The sequence below is a fragment of the Verrucosispora sp. WMMC514 genome (genome assembly GCF_027497295.1).
Classification (GTDB): Bacteria; Actinomycetota; Actinomycetes; order Mycobacteriales; family Micromonosporaceae; genus Micromonospora; species Micromonospora palythoicola.
On record NZ_CP114906.1, the window covers coordinates 14,465 to 39,490 of the forward strand.

25 protein-coding genes and 2 other annotated features are annotated in these 25,026 nt (G+C 66.7%); of the genes, 10 read left to right on the plus strand and 15 right to left on the minus strand.

All coding sequences use genetic code 11. The features are described 5' to 3' along the window. The first annotated feature begins 506 nt into the window (after positions 1 to 506). Both O7597_RS00085 and O7597_RS00090 read left to right on the plus strand, forming a co-directional pair. Positions 507 to 1,217 (plus strand): hypothetical protein, encoded by a 711-nt coding sequence (locus O7597_RS00085; RefSeq protein WP_281581660.1) that lies wholly within the window; start codon positions 507 to 509, stop codon positions 1,215 to 1,217. A 147-nt stretch (positions 1,218 to 1,364) separates the two neighbouring features. Further along, a complete protein-coding gene (locus tag O7597_RS00090) occupies positions 1,365 to 2,642 on the plus strand; it encodes an IS701 family transposase (RefSeq protein ID WP_281580117.1) in 1,278 nt (425 codons plus the stop codon). Positions 2,643 to 2,913: 271 nt separating this feature from the next. Here the strand turns inward: O7597_RS00090 and O7597_RS00095 are convergent, their stop codons facing one another. Further along, positions 2,914 to 4,194 carry an IS701 family transposase gene (locus O7597_RS00095; protein ID WP_281581661.1) on the minus strand — a complete coding sequence of 427 codons (1,281 nt, stop codon included), beginning with the start codon at positions 4,192 to 4,194 and terminating at the stop codon, positions 2,914 to 2,916. A 259-nt stretch (positions 4,195 to 4,453) separates the two neighbouring features. On the opposite strand from O7597_RS00095, the gene O7597_RS00100 reads away from it, so the two are divergent. Then, positions 4,454 to 5,161 (plus strand): hypothetical protein, encoded by a 708-nt coding sequence (locus O7597_RS00100; RefSeq protein ID WP_281581662.1) that lies wholly within the window; start codon positions 4,454 to 4,456, stop codon positions 5,159 to 5,161. A 350-nt stretch (positions 5,162 to 5,511) separates the two neighbouring features. On the opposite strand, the gene O7597_RS00105 is transcribed toward O7597_RS00100, so the two are convergent. From O7597_RS00105 to O7597_RS00135, 7 genes are all read right to left on the minus strand, one after another. Continuing rightward, positions 5,512 to 6,267, minus strand: coding sequence for a hypothetical protein (locus O7597_RS00105; protein ID WP_281581663.1), 756 nt, complete (start codon positions 6,265 to 6,267; stop codon positions 5,512 to 5,514). A gap of 329 nt (positions 6,268 to 6,596) precedes the next feature. Continuing rightward, positions 6,597 to 7,595 carry a hypothetical protein gene (locus tag O7597_RS00110; RefSeq protein WP_281581664.1) on the minus strand — a complete coding sequence of 333 codons (999 nt, stop codon included), beginning with the start codon at positions 7,593 to 7,595 and terminating at the stop codon, positions 6,597 to 6,599. Between the two features lie 737 nt (positions 7,596 to 8,332). Further along, complete coding sequence (locus tag O7597_RS00115) at positions 8,333 to 9,259, minus strand: IS3 family transposase (RefSeq protein ID WP_281580763.1); 927 nt, start codon at positions 9,257 to 9,259, stop codon at positions 8,333 to 8,335. After that, positions 9,188 to 9,301 (minus strand) — a sequence feature (AL1L pseudoknot). (Overlaps the previous gene by 72 nt.) After that, the gene (locus tag O7597_RS00120) at positions 9,256 to 9,567 is read right to left on the minus strand and encodes a transposase (protein ID WP_269742286.1); all 312 of its coding nucleotides are present in this window, start codon (positions 9,565 to 9,567) and stop codon (positions 9,256 to 9,258) included. Its footprint overlaps the feature before it by 46 nt. The genes O7597_RS00115 and O7597_RS00120 overlap by 4 nt, the downstream gene beginning before the upstream one ends. A 156-nt stretch (positions 9,568 to 9,723) precedes the next feature. Continuing rightward, a complete protein-coding gene (locus O7597_RS00125) occupies positions 9,724 to 10,212 on the minus strand; it encodes a GNAT family N-acetyltransferase (protein ID WP_281581673.1) in 489 nt (162 codons plus the stop codon). A gap of 87 nt (positions 10,213 to 10,299) precedes the next feature. After that, entirely contained in the window at positions 10,300 to 10,824 is a 525-nt protein-coding gene (pyrE, locus tag O7597_RS00130) for an orotate phosphoribosyltransferase (RefSeq protein ID WP_281583348.1), read from the minus strand. A gap of 195 nt (positions 10,825 to 11,019) precedes the next feature. Next, positions 11,020 to 12,027, minus strand: a complete 1,008-nt coding sequence (locus tag O7597_RS00135) for a sigma-70 family RNA polymerase sigma factor (RefSeq protein ID WP_281581674.1) — start codon at positions 12,025 to 12,027, stop codon at positions 11,020 to 11,022. A 156-nt stretch (positions 12,028 to 12,183) separates the two neighbouring features. On the opposite strand from O7597_RS00135, the gene O7597_RS00140 reads away from it, so the two are divergent. Beyond that, positions 12,184 to 12,762, plus strand: coding sequence for a dihydrofolate reductase family protein (locus O7597_RS00140; RefSeq protein WP_281581675.1), 579 nt, complete (start codon positions 12,184 to 12,186; stop codon positions 12,760 to 12,762). Positions 12,763 to 12,998: 236 nt separating this feature from the next. Here the strand turns inward: O7597_RS00140 and O7597_RS00145 are convergent, their stop codons facing one another. Together O7597_RS00145 and O7597_RS00150 are read right to left on the minus strand one after the other, a co-directional pair. Beyond that, complete coding sequence (locus O7597_RS00145; protein ID WP_281581676.1) at positions 12,999 to 14,246, minus strand: ATP-binding protein; 1,248 nt, start codon at positions 14,244 to 14,246, stop codon at positions 12,999 to 13,001. A gap of 122 nt (positions 14,247 to 14,368) precedes the next feature. After that, on the minus strand, positions 14,369 to 15,079 hold the full coding sequence (locus O7597_RS00150; protein ID WP_281581677.1) for a DUF4291 domain-containing protein: 711 nt from the start codon (positions 15,077 to 15,079) through the stop codon (positions 14,369 to 14,371). A gap of 220 nt (positions 15,080 to 15,299) precedes the next feature. On the opposite strand from O7597_RS00150, the gene O7597_RS00155 reads away from it, so the two are divergent. After that, on the plus strand, positions 15,300 to 16,562 hold the full coding sequence (locus O7597_RS00155) for an IS256 family transposase (RefSeq protein ID WP_281581678.1): 1,263 nt from the start codon (positions 15,300 to 15,302) through the stop codon (positions 16,560 to 16,562). 204 nt (positions 16,563 to 16,766) lie between these two features. After that, the gene (locus O7597_RS00160; RefSeq protein ID WP_281581679.1) at positions 16,767 to 17,309 is read left to right on the plus strand and encodes a hypothetical protein; all 543 of its coding nucleotides are present in this window, start codon (positions 16,767 to 16,769) and stop codon (positions 17,307 to 17,309) included. Between the two features lie 107 nt (positions 17,310 to 17,416). On the opposite strand, the gene O7597_RS00165 is transcribed toward O7597_RS00160, so the two are convergent. The 4 genes from O7597_RS00165 to O7597_RS00180 form a co-directional block, all read right to left on the minus strand. After that, a complete protein-coding gene (locus O7597_RS00165; RefSeq protein WP_281581680.1) occupies positions 17,417 to 17,620 on the minus strand; it encodes a hypothetical protein in 204 nt (67 codons plus the stop codon). A gap of 50 nt (positions 17,621 to 17,670) precedes the next feature. After that, positions 17,671 to 18,597 (minus strand): IS3 family transposase, encoded by a 927-nt coding sequence (locus O7597_RS00170; protein WP_281580763.1) that lies wholly within the window; start codon positions 18,595 to 18,597, stop codon positions 17,671 to 17,673. Further along, positions 18,526 to 18,639, minus strand: a sequence feature (AL1L pseudoknot). Its footprint overlaps the gene before it by 72 nt. Continuing rightward, positions 18,594 to 18,905: a transposase gene (locus O7597_RS00175; protein WP_281581681.1), complete on the minus strand. Its 312-nt coding sequence runs from the start codon at positions 18,903 to 18,905 to the stop codon at positions 18,594 to 18,596. It overlaps the preceding feature by 46 nt. The genes O7597_RS00170 and O7597_RS00175 overlap by 4 nt, the downstream gene beginning before the upstream one ends. Positions 18,906 to 18,955: 50 nt before the next feature. Next, the gene (locus tag O7597_RS00180; protein ID WP_281581665.1) at positions 18,956 to 19,603 is read right to left on the minus strand and encodes a hypothetical protein; all 648 of its coding nucleotides are present in this window, start codon (positions 19,601 to 19,603) and stop codon (positions 18,956 to 18,958) included. A 147-nt stretch (positions 19,604 to 19,750) separates the two neighbouring features. Here O7597_RS00180 and O7597_RS00185 point away from each other — a divergent pair, with 147 nt between their 5' ends. The 3 genes from O7597_RS00185 to O7597_RS00195 all read left to right on the plus strand — a co-directional run bounded on the left by O7597_RS00185 (position 19,751) and on the right by O7597_RS00195 (position 22,309). Further along, positions 19,751 to 20,638, plus strand: a complete 888-nt coding sequence (locus tag O7597_RS00185; RefSeq protein WP_281581666.1) for a DUF1963 domain-containing protein — start codon at positions 19,751 to 19,753, stop codon at positions 20,636 to 20,638. Between the two features lie 352 nt (positions 20,639 to 20,990). Further along, entirely contained in the window at positions 20,991 to 21,812 is an 822-nt protein-coding gene (locus tag O7597_RS00190; protein WP_281581667.1) for a hypothetical protein, read from the plus strand. A gap of 101 nt (positions 21,813 to 21,913) precedes the next feature. Then, positions 21,914 to 22,309 (plus strand): VOC family protein, encoded by a 396-nt coding sequence (locus O7597_RS00195; protein WP_281581668.1) that lies wholly within the window; start codon positions 21,914 to 21,916, stop codon positions 22,307 to 22,309. A gap of 205 nt (positions 22,310 to 22,514) precedes the next feature. Here O7597_RS00195 and O7597_RS00200 read toward each other — a convergent pair whose 3' ends face one another. Beyond that, positions 22,515 to 23,570: a hypothetical protein gene (locus O7597_RS00200; protein ID WP_348650781.1), complete on the minus strand. Its 1,056-nt coding sequence runs from the start codon at positions 23,568 to 23,570 to the stop codon at positions 22,515 to 22,517. A gap of 221 nt (positions 23,571 to 23,791) precedes the next feature. Here O7597_RS00200 and O7597_RS00205 point away from each other — a divergent pair, with 221 nt between their 5' ends. Further along, positions 23,792 to 24,886: a hypothetical protein gene (locus O7597_RS00205; protein ID WP_281581670.1), complete on the plus strand. Its 1,095-nt coding sequence runs from the start codon at positions 23,792 to 23,794 to the stop codon at positions 24,884 to 24,886. The last annotated feature ends 140 nt before the right edge of the window (positions 24,887 to 25,026 follow it).

Below are 25,026 nucleotides of genomic sequence, written 5' to 3' on the forward strand. Positions count from 1 at the left end.
CTGGCTGGTCAGAGTGACCACGGTGGACAGCCGCCCGACCAGCAGCTCGGTGACGGCACCGGCGATCACGTCGCTTGGACAACTGTCGGCGTACAGGTCCGAGTGCAGAGGTAGGTAGGGCTGCAAGCGCACATCGGCGCCGAGTTCGGTCTACGTCCGGCGACTCGCCGCCTGACCTGGCAGCGGTCCGAGTCGGTGACGTTGCGTAACGGGTGTTGCTGGGCCAGCCGTTTCCTCGGGTAGCGGATTCGGCCGATGAGCGGATGCTCTGCGCGGAGCCCTCGAATGTCGCTACGACAGTCTGCGCAGCCGTGCGAGTGGCGCGCCGATGCGGCCAGCAGAGACTGGCCGTGATGACAACGACGTGATCGGCGACGCCTCGTTCACACGCATGCCGCGCTGCGTTCGCCGTTGCCCGCTGCCGCGGCGCAGCATGCACCGGATCACGCTGCGAGGCGACATCTCGGTCGGCCAAAGAGTCAGTAGAGTGCGGCGCGTGAAGAGATATGCCTGACTTCTATCGGGTCATCGTCGACGCGGGCCACGACCTCGCGGCGTCGGCCAGAAACATCGGCGCCTTCAGTACGAACACCTTCGATGCCGCCGGAAACCTCGGACGAGCCGACCTGCTGTCGGCCGACGAGGAGATCGCGAACCTGCTCAAGGGGGCCAAACTTAAGCACCTAGTGATCGGCTTCGCGGCCGGTGCCGTCGCGGTCGGTGGCACCGTCCTCACGGTCAAGGCCGCGCCGCACATCAAGGGCTGGATCAACGGCATGAAGTCGAAACTGAGCGGTGAGGCCGACAGGCAGCCGGCCCTGGATGATGACGCCGAGACGGGCTTTCCGCAGCAGGTGGAACTGGCGCTGGAGGACCTCCGGGCAGGCATGGGTAGCGAGGAAGCGCAGCGGCGGATCGCGATGATCATGATTGCCGCGGCTTTCATCGCGGACCAGATCCGAGCGCTGTCCCACGCTCGCGTCGAGGACGCCGAGGCGCCCCGGGAACTGCGAATCGCACTAGCGAAGCTCTCCGCCGCTGACCTCACGGACACCGTCAACCGAATGCTCGAGGCCAACTCTTCGCTACTCAGCGACGAGACCTCGGCCGCGTTCATGAAGATCTTCGAGGGCGGCCGGTTCGTCGAAGGCGCGTACGTGCCGCTTCGCAACGACAAGGTCAGGGACGCCCTCCGGCTGAAGAACGACGAGGACTAATACGGCAGCCGCCGTTTGAGATCTTGCTGTTGAGGTGGGGTGGACGCGAGGCGGCCACCGCGTGATCGTCTGTACGTTGTGGACATAACTTCAGATCTGGCGGTGGCCGCAGGCCACAGCGTAGACCCCGCCGCGTGGGAGCGGGTCATGGCCGGGGTGCTCGGCTGCTTCGCGGGCCGGTTCGGGCGGGTGGAGCCGCGGCGGGCGGCGGGAGAGTTCGTCTCTGGTCTGCTATCTGACCTTGAAGTCAAGACATGTTGGCAGTTGGCGGAGCAGGCCGGGCACGTCCGGCCGGACGCGATGCAGCGGTTGTTGTACCGGGCGGTGTGGGACGCCGACGCCGTTCGTGATGACCTGCGGGCTCTGGTCGCGGGCCGGTTCGGTGACCCGGACGCGGTCCTGGTTCCGGACGAGACGGGAGACCTGAAGAAGGGCAGCCACACCGTCGGGGTGCAGCGGCAGTACACGGGCACGGCCGGGCGGATCGAGAACAGCCAGGTCGGGGTGTTCCTCGCCTACGCAAGCCGGCACGGGCACACTCTGATCGATCGACGGGTGTATCTGCCGGTGTCGTGGACCGACGACCGTGACCGCTGCGCCGCCGCGGGGGTGCCCGACGAGGTCGGGTTCGCGACCCGGTGCGAGCTGGCCGCCGACATGATCACCGCAGCCCTTGATGCCGGTGTCCCGGCGGGGTGGGCCGCCGCGGACGAGGCATACGGCAACAGCAGCGTGTTTCGTGCCTTGCTGCGCGAACGCGGACTCGGCTATGTCCTCGCGGTGTCCCGCAGTCATCTGGTGCCGCTCGACGGCGGCAAGACCCGCGTCCGCGCCGACCGGGTGGCCGCCGACCTGCCCGCCACCGCATGGCAACGCCGCTCGGCCGGGGCCGGATCCAAGGGCCCACGCTTCTACGACTGGGCCTGGCTCGACGACGTGTGCACCGACGCCGACCCGGACGACGGCGGACGGCACAGCCTCCTGATTCGAAAGAACACGACCACCGGTGAGCTGGCCTTCTACCGCTGCTGGACCCCGAAGCCGGCCACTCTCGCTCAGCTCGTGCGGGTCGCGGGCATCCGCTGGACCGTCGAGGAGAGCTTCCAGGCCGCCAAGGGCCAGGTCGGCCTGGACCAGCACCAGGTCCGCCGCTGGGACTCCTGGCACCGGTTCACCACCCTCGCCCTGGCCGCACTCGCCGTCCTGGCGATCTGCGCCGCCGACGCCGCGACCGACGCTTCCACCGACCACGGCTTGATCAAGCTGACCGTCAACGAGATCCGCCGACTGATCAACGCCTGCATCATCCGCCCGATCACCGACCTCGCCCACCGTTTGCACTGGTCAGGATGGAGACGCCGGCATCAAGCCCGAGCCCGCCGAGCCCACTACACACGCCGACTCAACCTCGAACTCCAGCCATGATCCCAAACGGCGGCTGCCGTACTAACCACGGTCCGGCCGGGAGCCGCGCGGCCGGACCGCCTCGTCAACACCGACTTGAGGCACAGAGGACCCGAGACTCGTGGTTACCCGAAGTAGTTGAGACGATAGCCGGGGAACAACCATGCTTGCGGATCCGATGTGAGTGTGTCATTCCATCGGGCGGGTGCTGCGCCGAGATCTGGGCACGGTCGACCGAGGGCGCCCCAGTTGCCGTGAATCGGTGGGTTAGTACGGCAGCCGCCGTTTGGGATCATGGCTGTAGTTCGAGGTTGAGGCGGCGTGTGTAGTGGGATCGCCGGGCTTGGGCTTGATGCCGGCGTCGCCGTTGTGACCAGCGCAGACGGTGGGCGAGGTCGTGGAGCGGGCGGATGATGTGGGCGTTGATCAGGCGGCGGGTCTCGTTGACGGTGAGCTTGATCTGTCCGGTGTCGGTCGGGTCGTTGTGGGCGGCGTCGGCGGCGCAGATCGCCAGGACGGCGAGGGCGGCCAATGTGAGGGTGGTGAACCGGTGCCAGGAGTCCCAGCGGCGGACCTGGTGCTGGTCCAGACCGACCTGGCCCTTGGCGGCCTGGAAGCTTTCCTCGACCGTCCATCGGATGCCCGCGACCCGAACAAGTTGGGCGAGGCTGGTCGGTCGCGGGGTCCAGCAGCGGTAGAAGGCCAGCTCGCCGGTGGTGGTGTTACGGCGGATGAGGAGGCTGTGCCGGCCGTCGTCGTCGGGGTCGGCGTCGGTGCACACGTCGTCGAGCCACGCCCAGTCGTAGAAGCGTGGACCCTTGGACCCGGCGCCAGCTGAGCGGCGTTGCCACGCCGTGGCGGGTAGGTCGGCGGCGATCCGGTCGGCCCGGACGCGGGTCTTGCCGCCGTCGAGCGGGATCAGGTGATTGCGGGAGACCGCGAGGACGTAGCCGAGCCCGTGTCCGCGCAGGTGGGCGCGGAAGGCAGTGCTGTTGCCGTAGGCCTCGTCCGCAGCGGCCCACCCTGCTGGAACACCGGCGTCGAGGGCGGCGGTGATCATGTCAGCGGCCAGTTCCGACCGGGTCGCGAAGCCGATCTCGTCAGGCACACCGGCGGCCCGGCACCTATCGCGGTCGTCGGTCCATGACACCGGCAGGTACACGCGTCGGTCGATCAGGGTGTGCCCGTGCGCACTGGCATAGGCGAGGAAGACCCCTACCTGGCTGTTCTCGATCCGGCCGGCCGTGCCCGTGTACTGCCGCTGCACCCCGACCGTGTGAGTGCCCTTCTTCAGGTCCCCCGTCTCGTCCGGGATCAGGACCGCATCCGGGTCACCGAACCGGCCGGCGACCAGATCGCGCAGGTCGTCGCGGACGGCGTCGGCGTCCCACACCGCCCGGTACAACAGGCGCTGCATGGCGTCCGGCCGGGCGTGTCCGGCCTGCTCCGCCAACTGCCAACACGTCTTGACCTCACAATCGGACAGCAGCCCGGTCACGAACTGTCGGGCCGCACGTCGCGGCTCGACCCGCCCGAACCGGCCCGCGAAGCACCCGAGCACCCCGGCCAGCACACGTTCCCATCCGACAACGGCTACGCTGTGGCACGCGGCCACCGCCCGATCTGATGTTGTGTCCACAACGCACAGACGATCACGCGGTGGCCGTCTCGCGTCCACCCCACCTGACCAGCAAGATCTCAAACGGCGGCTGCCGTATTAGCGTCTCGCTCGATCCTCACTGAACCATGGCCGGTGTATGTCGACGTCGCCGACTCACCCCTGCGGACCAGCATCGAGTCTCCGCAGGATGCGCCCGGCTACTCTTCAAGCCATGAGCAACGTGGCCGGCGCGAACGCAAGCCGTGAAGAAGAAATTGCATTCCTGGCGATCGAGCAGGTACTCGGGGTCGACATCAAGCTTGCGGATGCTGGGGCTGGCGACAAAAAGCCGGACGGATCATGGGTTTACCCCGGTAGTCAGCAACGCACGGCCATCGTGGAGGTCACCTCGCCCCCAGCCGCAGAACTGATGGTTAAATGGGCGCGAGCGAAGAAGGAAGGGCGGCCACAGTTCGAGAGCGGATCAATCCCCCTACGCTTGAACGAGCTCGCGGAGGTGTGTGCTGAGATGCTCGCGGAAGATTGGGCCCGCGAGAACATCGACAAACTTCTGGCTCAACCGGCCGACGAACGGCACCTCTTTCTCTTCGCGCGGTTATACAAGGATGGCGGCCACTATTTCTACCGTCTGTCCGATTCATATGGCGACGGGATAACTGAACACGTCGATGACCTTACCCTTCCCATGGGTATTTCCGACGTCTGGTTTCGGGGCCGGGCACAGCGGGATCTCCGCCAACCGAATGGCCGAGCGCAACTCCGGTTGGCAAGGTTTCAAGCAAAGGCGGGTTGGCGCCGCTACGTAGTGTGGATTGAGGAGCTGCATCTGCCCTCCGTCAATCGGCGTATCGCAGATGATGAAGTTCCTGCAGATCAGCGACTGCCGAGAAATCGATCAGTCAAGCCGGCCGGTGGCTGAGGTCCGTCCGATTCAGAACACAATAGAGTACCCGGGCAATGTTCATAGATCACGTCTGGTGACTTACTCAACCGCCGCCGTGCGCTCTTGACCGAAGGTGACGTCGACGCCGGTGCTGGCGTCCGGTGTGCCGATGTGGGCGCGTCACGCGGTGACCTCCTACCCAAGAGTCGACCCGAATCGGCATAGCCGTGCTGGCTATAGAACCGATCAGCCGGACCAGCCTGCGAAACTGGACGGGCTGCAACTCGGTGAACGGAAGATCCACTCCTGACGGGCCACCGAGGTCACCTGCGCCGACATCATCGGCCACCGTCCCGCCGTACAGCCACCGGATTACGAGACATCCTTTAGACGGCCGATGGAGGGCTACCAGTCTCAACCCGGCGGCCGACCTTGCGCACCTGGTCGATAGTCCTAATGTAGTCGTCCACGCGCTCCTTGAACTTCGGATCATTAGGGTCGGCAAAGTCCAGCAGCCGTCGGCCCTCGTCGTAGAAATCTGATTCCTGCTGCCGGAACCCCTGGTACTTTTCCTCCGACTTCAAAGTGTAGGCGAGGATGGATATCAGCCCTGTCCATGCTGTGAGGGTCGTCATGAACAGAACGGCGCCTGGCTCATCTTTTTCAAACCGTTGAACGAGTACAGGCAAGCTGACACTTGATATCAGGTTCCACATCACGCGCGCTAGGTGTAACCGATAGTGCGCGGTCGCCTTGTTCTTCCAGAACCGTAGCGTTCCCTCGATGCGCTCGTAGTGAGCTTGGAGCCTGGACGCTTGCGTGCCCAGGTTGGCCGCACTAGTGAACCAGGGGCCCGGATCGTTCAGCTCCAGAAATCCGAGGAATGACCAGATGATTGGAAGCGCGGTAGTTACGATGCCGACCGCTAAGGCTGCCAATCCTCCGTACCACCATCCGACGCGGACGCCCACGATGACGAGTCCGGCCAGCGCCAGCGCTGCCATCGCCAGGAAGCCGAGTTGCTTGCGGTGCTTGCTCCAATGCACCGGCAACCGGGACGGTTTCACCGTTATGTCGTCAGAACCGCGGACGGTGTCGGGCTGTTCGCCGTCATCGGTCTTGCCGCCGCTATAGGCGTCCATATGGAGGATCCGTCCTGTAAACCAGGGCCGACCTTGGCCGATTGCCCCTAATGTCATCCACTGGGACGCGAGTGTCAACCAGGGCTTCGGTGACGAGCTTCTGAGGCGCCAGGAGTGGGCGGCCGCCAACATAGGGATCGATGCGCTGTCATGCCGCAGATCGGGCTCGACGCAGCGGATTGAGGGGTCGTTCCCTGGTGGTCGCCGGGCTGCCTGAGGCCCCAAAGCCTGGCGGGCCACGGGCGCAGGTAATTGATCAGGTAGCCGGCGACCGCGCGCCCGATCTGCATCCGCTCGTTTGACGACCAGAGCTGATGGCTCGGCTGTGTTCAGTCCTCGAGTGGATCCCAGTGGTTGCTGTAGCGCAGCAGTGATTGGGCCAGGTCGGGGTGAGCGGCCGCCCACACGGTGTCGAACAGGAACCACTGCTGGTACCCGAATGACCCACCACAGTGCATGGCGACTTGGGCAAGATGGTCGTCGACCTCGATGCGCGATGCGTCAGGGCGTCGGCCGTCGACGTACCGGCCCGATGCGATGAGCGCCATGGCTTCGTGGTGGGCGGGGCCGTGCTCGTTGGGCAGGTTGGGCCACGGGTCGGCGTTGAGGTTGAAGCCGGGCCATCTGTTGCACCGCTCCAGCGCCGGCCCGACGGCGTCGTCTTCGGGCGCGACGAGTGCTCGCAAGACCAGCAGCTCAGGTGGCCATGCTGCACCGCTGTCGGGGTCCGCGGTCCGCAGATGTCCGGCCAGTTCCCACAACCCGACCCCCGGGAATACCAGCGGGCGGGAGCAGGCGAGGCTCGCGCCGTCGTAGAACGTGAGGAACACCGCGTACGTGCTGGCGTCACCGGTACCGGCGGGCGTAACGACTGCCACCGGCGCATCGGCGACGAACGACGTCACCTCACCTCCCGCGCCAGGCAACGGCCACGACTGGAACAGGTATGCCAACCGGTCGGGGGCGGTCGCGACCACCTCGCCATCGAGGAAGAAATAGGCCAGTTCCACCTCGTCATCATCGGTCCGTACCCGGAGGCTGTGATCGTCGAGGCGGATGAAGTCCTCGTCACCCTCGACGTACAAGTGCTCATACAGGAGCTCGCGCAGCTCGCTGGTCGTTGCCGGCCGAGACAGGCCGTGCTTCCGTGCCGCCTCGAAGATCGAATCGAGGCCGTAGACGTCACCGCCCAGCTCGTTCTCGACCCAGGACTCCGGATCGTCGCAGTCCCAGCCTCGCCGGAACCAATTCAGCACGGTCTCGTCCGGCAGCCGCCGGACCCGCTTGCTCAACTGGCCCTCGTAGTGGGAGCGATACACGAAATGCACGGCATGACGGTACTGCAGCCGGTCACGCAGATGTGGACAGCCGGCACCACTCTTCTGGCCGCGGTTCGAGCGCGGCTGTGGCGACAGCGAATGTCCGGGCTCAGGTTGAAGGCTGCTTCTCCTACCGTCTCTGTTGACGAGTCCGTACTGGCAGGTAGGCGGCAGCCGTCCCCGCGAGGCTGCCAAGGGACAGGGCAACGACCAGCGGCAAGAACACGTCCCACGGCGTCCGCAGCCCATCTGCGACAACGATGCCGATCACCAGGCACGCTACAGCCGCGCCCACGAAGAAGAACGCCACTCGTAGCCGGTGTCCCCGGCGGACGTGGGGTGTCCCAGCCGCAGCCAGGCCGGCTATGCCCGCGTGTTCCGCCCACCCGAAGCCGACCGCCACCAGGCAGATCACCAAGCCGACGATGACGCCCAGCAACGAGTCGCACGCGGTACTGCGCAACGCCCTGGAAAGCGGTGGGTCAGGGATGCCCGACTCCCCATTGAAGATGAGGCGCCCGGCTCGGCCGTATGTCCAACCCTGCACCACCGAACCCGCAGGCTGCGACTCACGTTGCCCGGCGGCATCTGCTTCCATCAGCCCAGTGTCAGCCGCCCATCAGCCGATGTCGACCATGCGGACGCACCGGAACTCCGCCACACGTGACGCGTCATCCGCTCATAGCCGCAGAAATCGCGCGGTCGTGTTCGGGGGCTGAGGTTCCCCCGATAACGCGGAGGGCGTTTTAGCAGGCTAGAGCCTGTTCGTGGGTGGTGTTCACGGGGTTCGGTGTATCGATGTTCTTTGTGTACCAGGCGGCTTCGTACTCGTCGGGTGACAGCCAGCCGAGGTCCTTCTGGATGCGTTCGCGGTTGTACCACCCGTCGATGTAGGCGAAGATCGCGTTCTCCGCTTCGTCTCGGGTACGCCACGAGGTGCGGTAGACCAGTTCGATTTTCAGGGTGCTGAAGAAGTTTTCCATCAGGGCGTTGTCGTAGGAGTCCCCGACGGAGCCCATCGAGGGCAGGATCCCGTTGTCTGCCAGGCGTTCGGAGAATTTGATCGCGGTGTAGGTCGATCCGCGGTCGCTGTGATGGATCAACTGACCGTCACGCACGTCGCGTGACCAGATCCCGTACTCGAGGGCGCCGAGGACGAGGTCGGTGTTGCACCGGTCGGAGGTTTTCCAGCCCACGATCCGGTTGGAGAACGCGTCGCGGACCGCGGCCAGCCAGAGCACACCATCACCGCAGGTGATTCGGGTCGCGTCGGCCACCCACAGCCGGTTCGGGGCGTCGGTGGTGAAGTTCCGGTTGACCAGGTCCGGTGCCGGATCGGCCTTCGGGTTCTGCTTCGTGGACCCGCCCCGCCAGCCCTTACGCAGGAAGGCTCCTTGCCGGTCGTGTTCACGCATCAGCCGCTCGATGCGCTTGCGGCCCACGCGGATGCCCCGGCGGGCGAGGGTGGCATGCACGCGCGGGCTGCCATACGTCTGCCCGGACCGGTCGTGGATGTCGACGATCTCCGACAGCAGCCCGCGGTCTTCGACCTCCCGCGGGCCGGGAGTGGCCTCGCGGGCCAGCCACCCGTAGTAGGTCGACGGGGCGATGTTCAGGACCCGGAGGACGGGCTCGACCCCGAAGCGGTCGCGCAGCTCGCTCACGAGCGTCATGACCGTCGCCGGGTCGGGTCGAGTTCCGATGCGAAAAAAGCGGACGCGGCCTTGAGGATCTCATTGGCTCGGCGCAGCTCAGCGACCTCCTTGCGGAGCCGGCGCAGTTCCTCGGCCTCGGCGGTGGTGGGCTGGTCGAAGCGCTCACCGTGATCAGCCTGGTCCTGGCGGATCCAGTTACGCAGCGCCTCGGGATGCACACCGAGTTGCTCGGCCAAGCGCTTGATCACCGGTTTGGGGTCGGACTCCCGGTAGAGCCGCACCGCACGCTGGCGCAACTCGTCCGGGTACTTACGAGGGGCGGGCACAGAAAACCTCCTGGTCAGGGCCTATCAGACCATGATCGAAAGTCTCCGAGCTATCGGGGGAACCTCAGGCAGCGTCAGCCGAGCGGCCCAGGTGCCCTCCGGACGTGCCGGTGAGCGGTTGCTGGACAGGGGCCGGGAGGCTGAGTGGCCAGGTGATCAGGCGTGCGCAGATGAATCGAACACCCAATGGCTGGTCTGAAAGATGCGCCCGGCGAAGGTCGTCTCCTCTTGACCGATGAGGGAGAACCCGGCCGAGCGGCAGATGGCGTTCGATGCGGCGTTCGTCGTGCTCGGGAACGCGTGGATCAGCCCCCAACGCCCATCCGCGCGGGCCAGGTCGAGAACCTGGCGGACGGCTTCGCCCGCCAAGCCTCTGCCCTGGAATTCTGGCAGGACCATCCAACCGATCTCGGAGATGCCCTCATGGGGGTACAGCGTCACCGTCCCCGCCACCTGCGCGGAGTCACCGGCAACGACCATCTTGATCCAGGCGCTGTCCTCGCGAACCGTCTCGAGGTCACGCCTGAGCTGACCGGCAATGCGCTCGCGCGGCTGCGGGCCGCCGAGCTCCGACATCATGACCGGATCGCAGCGCATGCGGACATACGCATCGAGGTCGGCTGGCTTCACGTCGCGCAGAAGCATCTCGGGAGCCTACCCAGTCCCGCAGCAACCGACCGCGTTGCAGAAGCAGTCGCACATCTGGCACCGGTCGTGCGGCCCCTGAAGCTGTCACGCCATCACGGAGGTTTCCAGGTCGCGGCGGGTAAGCGCGGCACGGAGCTGCAGCGCCTCGGTCGCCAGATTCTGACGGCCGCCCTGCTCGCGGTCGATGGCGCAGACGACCGTCTCCACCTGGGCGCCGATGGAGCGCAGTTGCCCGCACGATGCCAGTAGGGCGCCTCCGGTGGTCACGACGTCCTCGATCAGTACGACACTGCGGCCGTTGACGGGACCGCCCTCGGCGACCTTGTTGGTGCCGTACGCCTTGGCGTGTTTTCGCACGAAGACGGTGGGCAGTCCGGTCAGCTGGGACATCACCGTGGCAAGGGGGATGCCGCCCATCTCCATCCCCGCCAGCACATCGCACTCCGGCAGCAAGGCGACCATCGCTTCGGCGACCGCACGCAACAGGTCCGGCTGCCCCTCGAACAGGTACTTGTCGAAGTACTCCCCGCTGATCTGCCCGGATCGCAGACGGAACCGTCCGGTCAAGTGGCAGGTGTCATAGACGCGGCGCGCGAGCGGGAAAGTCACTCGACCAGCCTCGCATCCCGCCTGGATCAGGCAATCGTGCCCGTCGACAGCAACCCGCAGATCGTCCTGCAAGGACGACGCCCTGAACCGTCGACGTCCGGAAATGCCGCCGACCGGGCGCTACCCGGCGTTACGAAGATCGTGGATGCCCTGCGTCCGATCGTAGCCGAGATGAGTGCGGACAGATGACGGCCACTACCGGTTCGGGAGCGATCGCGGTAGCCCGAACGATGGGAGGACGCTGTTTTCGAAGCGGGTCATGGCGCAGATCCGGTCGCCGGTGAGGGTGAGGACATAGAGGCCCATCCCGTGGCTGATCCCGTTAGCGGCGCGCAGGTAGGCGCCGAACGCCGGCTGACCGTTGGCTCGCGTGGGGACAAGGTCGAACCTGCGGCCTGCGTGGAAGATGCTGGCGCAGAAGCGGGCCACGACGTCTCGGCCCTCGTACTCGAAAGGCATCGGTGGCATCGACACGAAGACGTCGTCGGTCAGAAGGGCCATCAGCGCGTCAAGATCGGCCGACTCCCACGCGCGGACGAACTTCGCCACGATCGCATCCTCGGCAGGCGAGTGGCGGGCCGGCGACGCTTCGCGGCTGCCGGCCGTGGGCCGTCGGTGCTGCAGACTGGCGCGCGCCCGTTTCAGGGCGCTCTTGACCGACTCGACGCTCGAGTCGAGCATGTCGGCTACCTCGTTGGTGTGAAATCCGAGGACGTCGCGCAGAATGAGCACGGCGAGTTGGCGAGGCGGCAGGATCTGTAGGGCCGCCACGAAGGCCAGGGAGACGGCTTCGGCCTGCTCGTAGCGGGCCTCCGGGCCGGGTGGTGCGTCGATGGTGCCCTCAAGCAGGGCATCGGGATATGGTTCGAGCCAGACGACTTCGCCGAGTCCGGTCGGCTCCGGCGGTTCAACGTCGGGTACGTCCCACTGCTTGGCCGGGCGTCGGCTGGCCGACCGGCGCGCGTTGAGGCACCGGTTGGTGGCGATCCGGTAGAGCCAGGTGCGCAACGAGGCACGTCCCTCGAACCGGCCGAGGCCTTGCCAGGCCGCCAGCAGCGTGTCTTGCAGGGCGTCCTCGGCGTCCTGGAACGATCCGAGCATCCGGTAGCAGTGCACCTGCAACTCCCGGCGGTGCGGCTCGGTCAGCTCCCGGAACGCCTCCCCGTCCCCGGCCCGTGCCTTGGAGATCAGGTCAGCGGCCACGTCCCCCACCCTCGGTCTTCCTCTTCCCACGTCTTGTCGCACGTCTTGTATAGACACCGGCCAGGGGGCGAACGGGGCGGTTCGCGGGCGCCACTTTGCCGAGGTCGCGGTGTCGACATCAGTGGTAGCTGCCCGCGCCAACAAAGGAGAACCGGAATGGGAAAGATCGTCATCAGCGAGAACGTCTCGCTCGACGGAGTCATCCAAGACCCGACCGGCGAGCAGGACTTCAGTCGCGGCGGCTGGTTCGGGCAGGTTGGGGACAAAGACCGCGAGGCGTGGGCCAAGGTCGAGCGCGACGAGGCGCTGGGCACCGAGGCGTTGCTGTTGGGTCGGCGCAGCTACGAGTTCCTCGCCGCGCGATGGCCATCCCGCAGTGGTGCGTGGGCGGACAGGTTGAACAGCCTGCCCAAGTACATCGTGTCCTCGACCCTCGAAGACCCCGACTGGAACAACTCGACCATCCTGAAGGGCGACGTGGTCAACGAGGTCTCGAAGCTGAAGCAGAGAGTAGACGGGGACATCGTCGTCTACGCCAGCGGCCAGCTCGTGCACACGCTGATCGAGCACGACCTCGTCAACGAGCTGCGGCTGATGATCTACCCGGTCGTGCTCGGGGCCGGCAAGCGCCTGTTCGGCGAGACCAGTCACAAGAAACCCATGCGCCTGGTCGACACCCGCACCGTCGGTGACGGTCTCGCCTTCCTCACCTACCAGCCCATCCAAGACGCCTAGCCACCGCTGTTTCGACGTCGGCCGACGAGCGCTCCGTGAGGCACCGCACTCCGGGACGGTTTCCGGCGCTGCCGCTGTCCAAGGTCACGTGTACGGATTTGCCGCGAGTCGCGTGCGGCACTCTTGGTCGCCGATCGCGCTTCCACGTCCGGCTCGACACCGCCGACGGATCTGCCCCAGGTCTTTCCGCTGTCGGTGCTTATTGTGGGGGTTGTTCTTCCCTCGCCCGGGCGCTGCTACCACGGCAGGGTCTGCTGCTGGACGAAACGGCTGGTGATCTCCGTCAGCCGTGCCGGGACGGTGTTGGCGCCCCGGCGCAGATAGAACTCGGGCTTTTCCCGGTTGTATGCATGCCAGCCGCTGCGGGCGGGGACCTCGACCAGGAGCACCGTTTTGCCGTCCACCGCCACCGGGCGCACGGTCGCCCCCGGGTCAGGGTCGATGTTGCTGCGGATCATGTTGTGCAGCGTGAGCATGAGCTCGTCCAGCTTTGTCGCGTCAACGCCGACGATCTGACTGTCGTCGGTCACCCCTATCAGCACGGTTCCGCCATCGCCAGAGGCGAACGCGGCCACCGTCTTGAGCATCTTTCTCCGGTGGTCGTTAACGGGCAGCTGCTCCTTGAACTCGACGTACTGGGATTCGCCGCCGGCGATCAGCACGCTCGCGTCAGCGCCGGGCAGGTCCCAGATGACCGAACTGTCGGGGTCGCCGCCCGGCCCGGGCGCGGGGAAGTAGCGGAAGTCCAGCCAGTCGTGGCCGGTGCGCAGCATCACTATGGTGGCAGGCGCGAGGCCTCGCGGCAGCCGGAACCGGAGCCGTCCGGTCATGCCGACCGGGCGGATTTGCCGGTCGTCCGGGGTGGCCAGCTCCACTTGCGTTCCGGCGAGCTCGGTCCCCTTCACATGCACCGTCAACGCGTCTGGGGCGACGACGACCCGGTGGAGCCAGCCGCGGCGGTCAGCTCGGACGATACGCCACAGCATGTGCGTGGGGCGGGGACCGTTCTCGACAGTGGCCGTGTAGAAGAAGGCGTTGAACGCCGCTTCGGTGTTGAGGAAGCTCGGCCCGTCGCCGACCAGCACCCGCCGCGGCCGGGTTGGAGCCTGCGCCGTCGGGCTGAGCTGCCATTCGGTGCGTGGCCACGGCAGCACTGCGTTGTTGTAGTGCACCTGACCGGCGACCCGCTGGAAGCTGCCGCTGTCATGTACGGCCGGAGCAGACACCGTTAGCTCGGCGACATGCTGCGATATGCCCCGCACCAGGTCGGCGGCCAGGGATCCGGGCAGGCGGCGCTCGACGAAGGCGTCCTCGCCGTACGTCCATGTCCGCTCGCGGGCAGGGTGGTCGGCTCCGATGAGTACCTCGCCGTAGCCGATCCTCCAGGCATCCTTCTCGCGGTACAGGGCCAGTCGGACGTCAACGGCGTTGCTTTGCTCGATCATGCCGGTTAAGTCGTCGACCGGCGTCATGCCGCTCTCCATGGCCGGCACCATCCTCTCTGCATCGCCGTCGTCCTAACGCGGGCACCGTCCACCACGCTGTTACACCTGCTCGGCAACCGGCCACGAGCGTACGCCGGGGCCTGGCATGCCCCGCCGCTCCGCTATCTACCCAGGCCGCCATCGCGACGGCGTCCCTGAGAGCCCACACCGCCCGGCCGTACCCACCGTCGTCGCTGTCCGTGCTGCTGCTCGGGCACTTCGTCGGCGGTGAAGTCCGGGCTGGCGTCGAGGCCGGCGGCGATCTGAGCCGGCAGCGGGTAAGCATGTTCGGCAGGCAGATGGGCTGCTGCCGCCTGTTCGTCGCCGCTACGCAGAAGATCCCGGATCAGGTGCACCGTGGGGGTGATGTCGGTGATGGCAACGACCCAGTCGTCGACGTACCGGTCGACAGCCTCGCCGGACAATCCAACCTGCAGCGACCGGTACGGCAGCGCCTTCAGCTGCAGCGATCGCTCCGGATCCCACTGCACTCGGACTGGGCTGGCTTTCAGTTGCCGCGACCAGGTCGCCTTGTCGCCGTGCAGGTCTCGGTCGTAGTGACTCAGGCAGGCTCGCGCCAGCGCCCACTCAAATCCGTCCCGCGTGATGTCGATGGACAGCACGCGCTCTTGCCCTGGCTTGGTGGCCCAGCCGCAGCGGTACATCATCCACAGGAACGACGGCTTGATCCACGTCATCCGGTCCCGCTTGAGCGGGGCAACGAAACGGCCGGCTGCCACCGCTGGCAGCGCAATCTGAGGGGAATATGCCTGGTACACGGTGATGGTGTCGGCCGAATAGCGGGCGCGGATCTGACGGGCGGGAACGGACACGACGTGATCCTCACCGATCGGGCCTCGACTGCTCCACCGAGATTCCGCACCCACGCCAGCGCCATGCCGACATGAATCCGCGCCGACACCCGCATCTGCCGCATCGAGCGCGTGTACGTCGGTACACCCGTCGCCGTCGGGGGACTGCGTAGATTTCCGTGTTTGACCTGGGTGTGGTCCGTTGGACAGGACGTTGATCCTGTCCGGGAAGGACCACGTCATGGCAGACAAGAAGAATGCTGTTCAGCTTCCGCAGCCGACGGCGGCTGAGGTGGAGTTCGCGCAGCAGCTGGTGCAGCGGGCCAAGGCCGACGGAGTGTCGTTGGTCGGGCCGGGAGGGCTCCTCGCAGGGATCACTCGCACGGTCCTGGAGTCAGCGCTCGACGCCGAACTGGACGCGCATCTTGACGAAGCAGGTGTCGACGAGGAGTCGGGCCGGCGGGCCAACGTTCGTAACGGGCACGGGGCGAAGACGGTGCAGACCGAGGTCGGGCCGGTGCGGATCCAGGTGCCTCGGGATCGGGCCGGGTCGTTCACGCCGCGGATCGTGCCCAAGCACGTCCGCAGGTTGGACGGGTTCAACGAGGCGATCCTGTCGCTGTATGCCAAAGGCCTGACGACCGGGGAGATCTCCGCGCATCTGGCGGATGTGTATGACGCCGACGTGTCCCGGGAGTTGATCAGCCGGGTCACCGACAACGTCCTGGAGGAGATGGAAGCCTGGCGGCAACGGCCCCTGGACCGGATCTATCCGGTGGTGTTCATCGACGCTCTGGTGATGAAGATCCGCCAGGGGCAGGTCGCGAACCGGCCCGTCTACGTCGTGGTCGGGATCAGCCTCGACGGGGAACGTGACGTGCTCGGTATGTGGGCCGGGACCGGCGGGGAAGGCGCCAAACAGTGGGCCGGCTACCTCACCGAACTACGCAACCGGGGCGTCGAGGACGTGTTCATGGTCTGCTCCGACGGCCTCAAGGGTATGACCGACGCGATCGAGCAGGTCTGGCCTCTCGCGGTGCACCAGCAGTGCGTAGTCCACCTCGTGCGGGCGTCTCTGCGGTACACGAATCGCAAGGACTGGCAGAAGATCACCCCGGCGTTGCGGGAGATCTACACGGCTCCGACCGTCGCGGCCGCCGAGGCCCGGTTCGAGGCGTTCGCCGCCGAGTTCGGTGACCAGTACCCCGCCGTGATCCGGCTCTGGCGCCAGTCGTGGCCGCAGTTCGTACCGTTCCTCGACTACGACCACGAGGTCCGCAAGGTCCTCTACACCACCAACATCATCGAGAGCCTCAACGCCCGGTTCCGCCAAGCCGCCCGCCGACGCGGGCACTTCCCGACCGAGCAGGCCGCGATGAAGGTCCTCTACCTCGTCGTCCAGCACAAACGTAAGGGCGGCGGGAGCATCACCGGCCGGGTCTACGGTTGGGCCAAAGCCCTCAACGCCCTGCTCCTCGCCTACGGCGACCGGATTGACATCTAACAACCTCGATCACACCACAGGCCCAAACACGGAAATCGACACACTTGACTGGAGACCCACGGCTGGTCCTCTCCCACAAGCCGTCGGCCCAAGATCAATGGCACGGACATGCCGCGGCCCGCGCAGACGTGCTGCAAGTCGTACCCGATCCGCCTTTGGCTGCCCCTCGACGGCGTCGGCATGCCGGGCTGTACCGCTGACGAGATGGTGCGCGACGATCAACCGATGCAGCGTTTCGACAGCATCGGTTGTGACCTGGTGGTGGGCACCGCCGTCCGGGCGACGATCATCAGTCATGAGCATTGGGGGGTCATGGCCGAGGTCCTCGGACATGAAACGCTGGGCGCGTCGGTCGACGCCGGCGTCATCGACAGCCCGTCGGGCGCACCTCGCGCGCTGCCCGGGGAGTACCCGCCAGTTGGCGAGCAGGTTGACGCGATCGTCCAGGAGATCAGCCGGTACCACCCGCCCGTCTGGATACGCCTCACGATGCGGGCTGCGGACCTTCATGAGTTCAGCTGGCCGTGTGGATGCTGTGGTGAGCTGACGGTCCTGAGCCCTGGCGGCGACGGCGTCACCGTCGATGTGCGCAGCAGTGGGGGACCGGGATGCGCGTCGTTCGTCGCGCACCGGTCCTGTCTGGCCGGCCGACTTAACCCGGACTTCAACGGCGACCGCGCACGGGTCAACGCTGTGGGACGCGACCAACCGACGCCCCAGGGAACGGAAACGAATCGCCCTGAATAGCCGTAGGCGGCAGCCACCGCCGGATGCACCCCCACAGACGCACGAGATCACCTGCACGCACATGCCGCCGTGCGGGTGTGGCAGTGCGCGGTTGAGCGGGGTCGTCGTCAGGTGGCGCCGATGCTGGGGGGCGGGGCGAGCAGGTGATCGATGGCGTTGTGGAACTCGTTGAAGGTGCGGATTCGGCGGGTCTGGTTCGTGTAGCGGCGGAAGGCTTCGCTGAAGTGCTCGGCTAGGTGGTTGACCTCGTCGGTGGCTTCGGGTGTCTTGATGGTGAGGTAGCTGGCAGCGGCACCAAGATCGTGGGCCACGGCCAGGTCGACGAAGATGTTGAGGTTCCCCCGATAACGCGGAGGGCGTTTTAGCAGGCTAGAGCCTGTTCGTGGGTGGTGTTCACGGGGTTCGGTGTATCGATGTTCTTTGTGTACCAGGCGGCTTCGTACTCGTCGGGTGACAGCCAGCCGAGGTCCTTCTGGATGCGTTCGCGGTTGTACCACCCGTCGATGTAGGCGAAGATCGCGTTCTCCGCTTCGTCTCGGGTACGCCACGAGGTGCGGTAGACCAGTTCGATTTTCAGGGTGCTGAAGAAGTTTTCCATCAGGGCGTTGTCGTAGGAGTCCCCGACGGAGCCCATCGAGGGCAGGATCCCGTTGTCTGCCAGGCGTTCGGAGAATTTGATCGCGGTGTAGGTCGATCCGCGGTCGCTGTGATGGATCAACTGACCGTCACGCACGTCGCGTGACCAGATCCCGTACTCGAGGGCGCCGAGGACGAGGTCGGTGTTGCACCGGTCGGAGGTTTTCCAGCCCACGATCCGGTTGGAGAACGCGTCGCGGACCGCGGCCAGCCAGAGCACACCATCACCGCAGGTGATTCGGGTCGCGTCGGCCACCCACAGCCGGTTCGGGGCGTCGGTGGTGAAGTTCCGGTTGACCAGGTCCGGTGCCGGATCGGCCTTCGGGTTCTGCTTCGTGGACCCGCCCCGCCAGCCCTTACGCAGGAAGGCTCCTTGCCGGTCGTGTTCACGCATCAGCCGCTCGATGCGCTTGCGGCCCACGCGGATGCCCCGGCGGGCGAGGGTGGCATGCACGCGCGGGCTGCCATACGTCTGCCCGGACCGGTCGTGGATGTCGACGATCTCCGACAGCAGCCCGCGGTCTTCGACCTCCCGCGGGCCGGGAGTGGCCTCGCGGGCCAGCCACCCGTAGTAGGTCGACGGGGCGATGTTCAGGACCCGGAGGACGGGCTCGACCCCGAAGCGGTCGCGCAGCTCGCTCACGAGCGTCATGACCGTCGCCGGGTCGGGTCGAGTTCCGATGCGAAAAAAGCGGACGCGGCCTTGAGGATCTCATTGGCTCGGCGCAGCTCAGCGACCTCCTTGCGGAGCCGGCGCAGTTCCTCGGCCTCGGCGGTGGTGAGCTGGTCGAAGCGCTCACCGTGATCAGCCTGGTCCTGGCGGATCCAGTTACGCAGCGCCTCGGGATGCACACCGAGTTGCTCGGCCAAGCGCTTGATCACCGGTTTGGGGTCGGACTCCCGGTAGAGCCGCACCGCACGCTGGCGCAACTCGTCCGGGTACTTACGAGGGGCGGGCACAGAAAACCTCCTGGTCAGGGCCTATCAGACCATGATCGAAAGTCTCCGAGCTATCGGGGGAACCTCATGTCGCCGGGCTGCAGTATCTCGGTCAGGTCCGGACGGTGCGCCTGATTCAGCGTAGCGGCCAGCACGTTGGCCCGGCCTGGATCATGGAGGGCGAACAGCGTGATCTCCGAGGTGGCGTCGCCGGCGACGGCCAGGGCAAGGTCGGTGAAATGCCGGAAGCTGGTGACGTTGAACAGACCGGCGAAGCCAGCGTGTTCTCGTTGCCACGGGTCTGGCATCGGCGGTAGCGGCAAGCAGGCGCGAGCCGGGACAAACCCGATATCCGCGGTGAGCCACTCGGGCTGCTCGACGTCGACCTCGTACTCCCAGCGGACCAACTGCACCGCCTCACGGCTCATGCCCCACAGCTGAGCTGCCTCGTCGCGGTAGTAGGCGGGAACGGCGAACCGGCTCCGGCCCGCGGCCAGCGCCCAGGCCAGCGCCCGCCACACCGCCAGGGCCTCACCGTCGTCGTTGTTGATCGCGTACCGACACCACGGATTCAGATCCACATCGTCTGAATAATCCTGCTCCCACAGCCCCGGCCACATCGGGCCAGGCATATCCGCCTCGTCGGCACGGACCACGTAGCAGTGCAGCCCATCGCGGCGCCCGTGTGCGAACCTCAGGAACAGCTCCGGATCTGTCACCACATCAGGATGCCGGACAGCCAACCGTCGTTACCGCACCAGCCCGGTGCCTAGCGTGGGCGACAACCTCGTCTGGCATCCGCCGATCACGCCTGCCGGCGAGGCGTTCGGGGAGACGGGAGGCTGCTTGCCCGTACGATCTCGGCCGTGCATACCACCCCGCTGCCTCCGATCGACATGGATGCGGTCTTCCCGCAGTTGCGTGGGTTCGCGCGGACGACGATCCGGCTGCATCCACGTAAGGGTTCGCCGTCGGTTGAGCAGAGTTCCGTGGGTGGGCCGTTGCTGTGGCCGGCGGACGAGCCCTGGCCGACCTGTGACGGTGACGGTCTGGACGATCATCCCGCCGAGGCTGAGGTGCCACTCGTGCCGGTCCTGCAACTGCTCGCCGACGATGTGCCCGAGTTGCCGTTCCCGGAGGGCTCGGACGTGCTGCAGGTGCTGTGGTGCCCGTTCGACCATGATCCGTGGAGTGCTCCGCTGCCACGCTTGTACTGGCGGCGACGATCAGCGATCGGACCCCGACTGACGGCGATGCCCCCGCCCCATGAGGACACCGAAGCGTGGTACGTGCCCGACGCGTGTGTCGTCGATCCTGAGCGGGTGGTGGAGTACCCGTCGTACGACCTGCCGCGTGAAGTGTGGTCGCAGATTCAGGAAACGGCGCGTCGGGTCGAGGCTGACCACGGCTGGGAGTACGACACCGACCTGGCGGTCGCTTCCGGGATCAAGGTCGGTGGTTACCCCGGCTGGACGCAGTCGCCTGACTGGCCGGTCTGCCCGTGCGGGGTGCGGATGGAGCACCTGCTCACCATCGCCAGCTGGGAGTTCAGCCGGGGCGACGAGCGGCGTTGGGTCCCGCTGGAGGACCGGCCCGCAATGGCCGGCTGGGGCTTCGACAGTCCGGATGAGCATCCGTGGCGGTCACGTCAGAACCCGGCAGGATTGATGCTCGGCGACGCCGGCGGCGTCTACATCTTCGTCTGCACATCATGCCCGCAGCGTCCCCACGACCACCGATTCGACTGCTCCTGACCCGGACAGGAGCCCCGACATCGTCCGAACCGGCACCCGGATCTGGCCGCTGACAGCGCTCGTACGCAGCGTCACAGCAGTTGGGCATTGTCTCGCTGGTGCAGGTTGTGGCCGGTGTGCGGACGCTTCGCCCGTTTGCTGTTGGGGGTAGGGACGAGTGTTTTCAGGTGGATCAGGGGCGGTCCGGGCGGCAGGATGACCGGTCGTGGGGCGTGTGGTGGAGGTGTCAAGCTCGTCTGACGTGCGGCGGTGTGGTGTCGGGTTCGGTGATGCCGAGGTTGTTCAGGTCAGCCGGCCGCTGCCCGAGGTGGATTACCGGTCTCTTGCGGCGCTTCTGTCGGACCACCCGGCGGTGACTCTGCGCGTCTACGGTTCTGATGGGGATCTCGCGACGCTGCGGTTTCTGCGCTGGTTCCCGCGTCTGCGTCGGTTCAGCATCGCCGGCCTGCACCACCTGACCGATCTGGCGCCGCTGCAGCAGCTGAGCGCCGATGTCGAGTTCCTCGACATCGGGGAGACTCGCACGCCTCTCGATCTCACTCCGGTCGCCGCGTTCCAGGGCCTTCGTCAGCTGCGGATCGTGGCGCACCGACGTGGCCTGCCGGACCTGCTCCACGCCAACCCTGCTCTGCGTGGACTCGCGTTGTGGCGGCTGCCCGTAGACCAGGTGCTACCCGTCATAGCGCTGCCCGATCTGCGGTCACTGGCGCTGACGCTCGGCTCGCTGACCAACGCCGAGTGGCTGACCCGCGCACCCGGCCTCCGCTACCTCGCCCTGCGCGCGGTCCGCAAACTCACCAACCTCGACACGGTCACGCGCCTGCCCGCACTGCAGTGGCTGTGGCTGGACGCCCTCACCCTGGACCACCTGCCCGACTTCGCCGCCTGCACCGCGCTGCTACGCGTCGACTGCACCGAGATGCGTCACCTTCGACATCCAGCATCTCTGCAGGGCCTCGCGGCCGCACCCCAACTACAGCAGCTCCTGGTCACCGAATCACGGCTGCCGATCGAGGCGTTCAATCCCTTCGTCGATCACCCCACGCTCGAACACGTCGGCGTCGGTCTCGGCACCGAACGCCGCAACCATCAGGCCAGACGCCTGCTCCGCCGGACACCACCACCCGCCGACACCGACTTCGCCAGGACGCACGGTCTCCTGCGAGTGCTGTAGCCCCGACACAACGCCGCTGTAGATGTGTCCGGATCTCATGGGTTCTGTCGCCGGTCGGCCCGCGGGAGCAGCGAGCACGACACGACCGCGCGTACGCTGCCGTGGTGCAGATCGACGTGGTTGCCCTGATTGTCAACGACTACGACTCGGCGATCGCGTTCTTCACCGACGTACTCGGCTTCGACCTCGTCGAGGACTCCCCATCGCTGACCAATGACGGGCGACCCAAGCGATGGGTCGTCGTGCGGCCCCCGGGTGCCCAAACCGGGATTCTGCTCGCGCGCGCCGACGGAGAACACCAGCGTGCCGCTGTCGGTAACCAGGTAGCCGGCAGGGTCGGCTTCTTCCTCCGCGTCGACGACTTCGACGCCGCTTACCGACGGATGACCGAAGCCGGTGTCACCTTCGTCCGGGAACCACGGACCGAGCCCTACGGCCGGATCGCGGTCTTCGTCGACATCGCCGGCAACCGGTGGGACCTCCTCGGCACGAGCTGACGCTACCGCACTTGCCAGCCAAGCCGCCAAGAGCACACATCCTGATCTGCCGCCGATCGAGCGTCACAGCCTCTGACGGACGTGCGGTGGGGCTCTGCACTCGCAAGTAGCCGATGAGTGTCGGCTCCGCCTGAAAAATTCAGCCGGCGTTGACAATGAGAGTGAACCGGCCGGAAGAAGGGCGCTATCGCGGCGAGCCAGGCGGTCAGAAGACGTAGGACGTGTAGTTGTAGGGGTGGCTTCGTTCATAGATGGCACGCAACTGTGGTTGCCTGACCTCGGGCAGTCGGGCCAGGACGCTGAGGAAGATGTGGCCGTCGGGCTCGAAGCGGTAGCCCGGGAGCAGTGCCGGCAGGGCCTCCGGCGGGACCGGGACCGATCGCCCGACCGGCTTCGGGGTTTGGTGGAACGCGAGGTGCCGCCAGCTGTCCCAGGCCAGCGGGACCGGTTTCATCGGCGGGGCCACCGGCCAGGGTTCGCCGGTCTGCGGATGTTCCGGGATGAGGGCGAAGTCGCCGTCGGGGTCCGGAAGGCCGGGCCCGGCCAGGACGAGGGTGCGCTCCGGCCGCGTGCCGACCGGGCCGACGAGACGGCCGAGAGCGGGCCGGAAGACCTCGGCAACCTGGTGATCCGGGATCAGGATCGGGTCGCCGCCCGAGGCAGCCAGCAAGTGTGCCAGCGCCGAGGCTGCGGCGGCCGCCCACATCGGGTGCCAGCCGCCGCCCGGTTCGGACGGCGGAATACCGGGCCGCTGGTCGATCAGGTCCGCCCAGTCGAGCACCGGGTGCGGGCCGGGACCGTCCTCGATCACGCGGGTGGTGCGCGGGTCCAGCCAGATCGCCTGCCGCAGACCACAGTCGTCGATCCGGATGGCCACCGGGGTGCCGCAGATGACACAGACCATGTTGGGCTCGCCGCCGTCGAAGCCACAGCACCCGGAGTCGCCGACCCGTGCCGGGTCGATAACGGCGCCCCGGACGTCCCCCGGGGCGAGCAACACCCGGTCGACCGGCCCGGCGGAGATGCTGAACCTGGGCGCGTACCAGCCGAGCGCCTCGGCCTCACCGGCTTCGAGTTCGGCCCACCGGCGCCATGGTGAGCCAGAGGGCAGCGGATTCACCGCGAACGTGCCGGGCTCCAGTGCCGGCGCAAGCGACCCCGGCCCGTTCCCGTACTTCTGGTCCGCGTGGACGGGCAGCGCCACCCTTGACAGCGGAACCGTCAGAGTGGCGTCGCAGTTCCTGCAGCCGAAGACCGTCATGTATCCCCCGCTTGGCGACTGACGCCAATCTAGATCATCGGCCCAGCCCGCCGGCCGCGCTGGTAGGAGCGAGCCATGGCCGTAAGCGTAGATCCACTCGTGCGTGGTCGGTCACCTTCGATTGCTGTCGCCCCGGCCCTCGGCGGCGGCCAGCAGCCGGTGAACGGTTGTCGGCGCTTGGGTCAGCAGCCGGGGGTCATCGTGTTTGGGATGATCTCGGCATGTCGCAGAGGTGGTCGACGCTTCGGGAGATCGAGGAAGCGCTGGTGCGATGTGAGCAGGGTCTGGGCTGGCAGAGGCCGGTGCTGCAGGGCGTCGGCTTCATTCCTCGCGTCATCGAGCACAGCTTGGACGGGACCATCGGCTTCGTCGTTTTGGAGCGGGAGATCGGGTTCGTGCGGGTCAACGCGCGTGAGGACGTGCTAGCGGCTGCAGTGCTGGCCACGGTCACGGGGTGGCGTGGTGGCAGCGGCTCGGTGCGGCTGGGGCAGGCGCAGCTTGCGGAGGCGATCGGCATGTTGGCGCCGACCGAGGCATGCCGCGAGGTCGAGCATCCGAACCTGCGGATCTGGCGTGAGATCCAGGGCTGGGAGTGGGACGACGATCCGCTGATCGTGGTCTTCGACGCCGCCCCGGAAGCACCGAGCGACGATCCCTACGTGATCGCCTTGCGGGAGGTGGTCCTGTCGGGCCGGCAGTCGGTACCGCCCGGCGAGGTCCGAGTGTGGCCCCCACCAGGCGCTGACGGGCATCGTCTGCAGAAGGTCTGGGAGACCCGTTGGCCGCAGGTCGCACCCATCAGCCATCACCTCAAGCGGCTGGATGACCACTGGGTGCGATTCCACAGCCTGCCTGATTCAAAGCGCTACGCCGACAGCGAGTCCGAATACGGCACCATCCTGCGCCGGCACAACACCGTTCTCGATGAACTTCGCGGCGACACCACCGGCCTGCTCGTGATCACGCTGGAAGTAGCGTTCACGCCAGTGCCCCGACGTCGAACGCCCATCGTGCACGATCTGCTACCGGACGGTGAATGCTGGTCGGTGCTGTCCTGGCCAGACCTCGATCCCGAACTTGCCTTCGCCCACACCTACGTCAACCGCGTCGCCTGGAAGCCCGGTCGCCTCGATCGACTGCTTCGTGAAGTCGCTGACGACCGGATCGCTCATGTGATCATCGCGCCGCCTGATCTGGCCTGGCTCTACGCGCCCTACGACGGTGGCGCGGACGTACTGCTGGCGAACACCGCGCAACGCGACGTCCTACGTGACCGTCATCGCCAATGGCTGTCAAGCCACCCCGCCGGACTCTGACCCCCACCAGCCGCTCGGCCACCCATCGGACGTACTGTCATGCCGCGAAAGCGCTCGTCGCTGGAGGCGGCGGTGTGCGTCGGTCGCTGGTATCCACGTCCATGACCACGTGATTGATCAGCCCATCCAGCAAGAGCCAG

Coding starts and splice junctions, on each gene's coding strand:
- O7597_RS00085 (WP_281581660.1), top strand. CDS start 507: ATGCCTGACTTCTATCGGGTCATCGTCGACGCGGGCCACGACCTCGCG.
- O7597_RS00090 (WP_281580117.1), top strand. CDS start 1,365: ATGGCCGGGGTGCTCGGCTGCTTCGCGGGCCGGTTCGGGCGGGTGGAG.
- O7597_RS00100 (WP_281581662.1), top strand. CDS start 4,454: ATGAGCAACGTGGCCGGCGCGAACGCAAGCCGTGAAGAAGAAATTGCA.
- O7597_RS00105 (WP_281581663.1), bottom strand. CDS start 6,267: ATGGACGCCTATAGCGGCGGCAAGACCGATGACGGCGAACAGCCCGAC.
- O7597_RS00115 (WP_281580763.1), bottom strand. CDS start 9,259: ATGACGCTCGTGAGCGAGCTGCGCGACCGCTTCGGGGTCGAGCCCGTC.
- O7597_RS00125 (WP_281581673.1), bottom strand. CDS start 10,212: ATGCTTCTGCGCGACGTGAAGCCAGCCGACCTCGATGCGTATGTCCGC.
- O7597_RS00140 (WP_281581675.1), top strand. CDS start 12,184: ATGGGAAAGATCGTCATCAGCGAGAACGTCTCGCTCGACGGAGTCATC.
- O7597_RS00145 (WP_281581676.1), bottom strand. CDS start 14,246: ATGGAGAGCGGCATGACGCCGGTCGACGACTTAACCGGCATGATCGAG.
- O7597_RS00155 (WP_281581678.1), top strand. CDS start 15,300: ATGGCAGACAAGAAGAATGCTGTTCAGCTTCCGCAGCCGACGGCGGCT.
- O7597_RS00160 (WP_281581679.1), top strand. CDS start 16,767: ATGGTGCGCGACGATCAACCGATGCAGCGTTTCGACAGCATCGGTTGT.
- O7597_RS00170 (WP_281580763.1), bottom strand. CDS start 18,597: ATGACGCTCGTGAGCGAGCTGCGCGACCGCTTCGGGGTCGAGCCCGTC.
- O7597_RS00200 (WP_348650781.1), bottom strand. CDS start 23,570: ATGACGGTCTTCGGCTGCAGGAACTGCGACGCCACTCTGACGGTTCCG.
- O7597_RS00205 (WP_281581670.1), top strand. CDS start 23,792: ATGTCGCAGAGGTGGTCGACGCTTCGGGAGATCGAGGAAGCGCTGGTG.